At 66.0% G+C, this 1,505-nt stretch carries 2 protein-coding genes; one reads left to right on the forward strand and one right to left on the reverse strand.

Translation table 11 applies throughout. The features are described from left to right. Positions 1–760, reverse strand: a 760-nt coding sequence (locus Q4E95_RS13855) for an MFS transporter (RefSeq protein WP_303383847.1), incomplete at its 3' end; no start/stop codon positions are given. Positions 761–870: 110 nt separating this feature from the next. Here Q4E95_RS13855 and Q4E95_RS13860 point away from each other — a divergent pair. Then, positions 871–1,505, forward strand: a 635-nt coding sequence (locus Q4E95_RS13860; protein ID WP_303383848.1) for a hypothetical protein, incomplete at its 3' end; no start/stop codon positions are given.

Below are 1,505 nucleotides of genomic sequence, written 5' to 3' on the forward strand. Positions count from 1 at the left end.
CGGTCAAGGGGAAATCCAGCGCGCGCACCGCGAACAGCGACGAGTACACGGTGACACCCTGGGTTCCCACGGCATTGAGGAAAGCAACCAGGGAGAACAGCCAGACCGCCGTCGGCAATTTTCCGCGATCGGGCGCCGCGGACTGGGCGGGAGAGGTCGGGCGGGAGGCGACGTCGCGCTCAACCTTGGTGATGATCAGCCACGCGATCACCAACGCGAGAACGCATGCCGCCGCGCCGATCAGTGCGGAGGTCTGCCAGCCCAGAGCCACACCCAGGAACGGGAACGTGAGCCCCGAGATCAGCAGGCCCATTTGCACCCCGGACTGTTTCCAACCCATCCACCGGGCACGCTGGGTGAAACTCGTGCGCTGGGCAATCAGACGGTTGGTGGCGGGATTCGAGAAGGACTGCGCGACACCGGCGATCAGAGCAGCGGCCAGCAACACCACAAAGGACTGCCACATCGCGCTCACCAGGAACGCGACCACGATGCCCGAGAAGATCAACGCGATCTGGAAGCGCGGGGTGAGCTTGTCCGCGAGCACCCCGAGGAACGTGGCCGTGAGCCCGGCGGAAAGATACACAGCCGCCAGGATGAACCCGTACTGGCCCTCGGTGATGCCGTACTCGTCCACGATCAGCGCGCTCAGGGACCCCAACGCGTAATTGAACACGGGCCCGATGGCCATGGCCCCCATCAGCACGACCAGCAGCACTCCGGGTGCTCCGCTCGATGCATAAGATGTGGGACGTGTCACCCACAGCACATTAGCGGGCCTAACTGAATCGCGACAGGGGCGGTCCGGAGAGCGAGACGCCGCGGGCATCCTCACGTAGGCTCGTAGAACGGACTACGGAGGCGATCGATATGAGTGAAGACCTTGACCCGGACCTTGCCCGCGCCTTGAGCGAGCCCGCCCGGTTCGTGCGTGCGGACCCTGCATTGTTGGAGGTTGTGCGCGATGCGGGAGCGCCGGCTCAACGACAATTGCTCACGCAGAGTTCCGAGGCCTCTTCGATCGAAGACCGCTACGCATCGGCGGCCATGCTTGCCGCGCTGTTCAACGACCGCGGACCCCTGGATCAGGCGGCCCGCAGCTACGGTTCCACCCCGCCGCGCGAACTCGTGGCGCTGTCCGATGTGGAAGCCCTGCGCCCCGCGCTCAAGAAGTCACTGTCCAGCCCTGTACTGACCGGTTTGCTGGAATGGGCCACCAAGCCCAACCCCGCCGATCCCCCGCTCGAACTCGCCATGGCCGCCCGGGATCTGGAGCTCCAGGACGCCTCCGTGCTGCGTTCCGTGGCCAGCCGCGCCGAGCAGGTTGCACAGCAGACCACCAAGCGCACTCAACGCGGCCCGCTCGAACGGGTTGCGGAGGTGCTGCGGCAGGCTGCGGATCGTGTGAGCGAAACGGATGGCGCGACGTCTGCGGTTGCGGAACCCGCATCGAAGCCCTCCCCGCAAGATCCGGTGAATTCCTCGGGCAGCTCGGGACCGGCCGT

The organism is Kocuria sp., from assembly GCF_030536815.1.
In the GTDB taxonomy this organism is placed as follows: domain Bacteria; phylum Actinomycetota; class Actinomycetes; order Actinomycetales; family Micrococcaceae; genus Kocuria; species Kocuria gwangalliensis.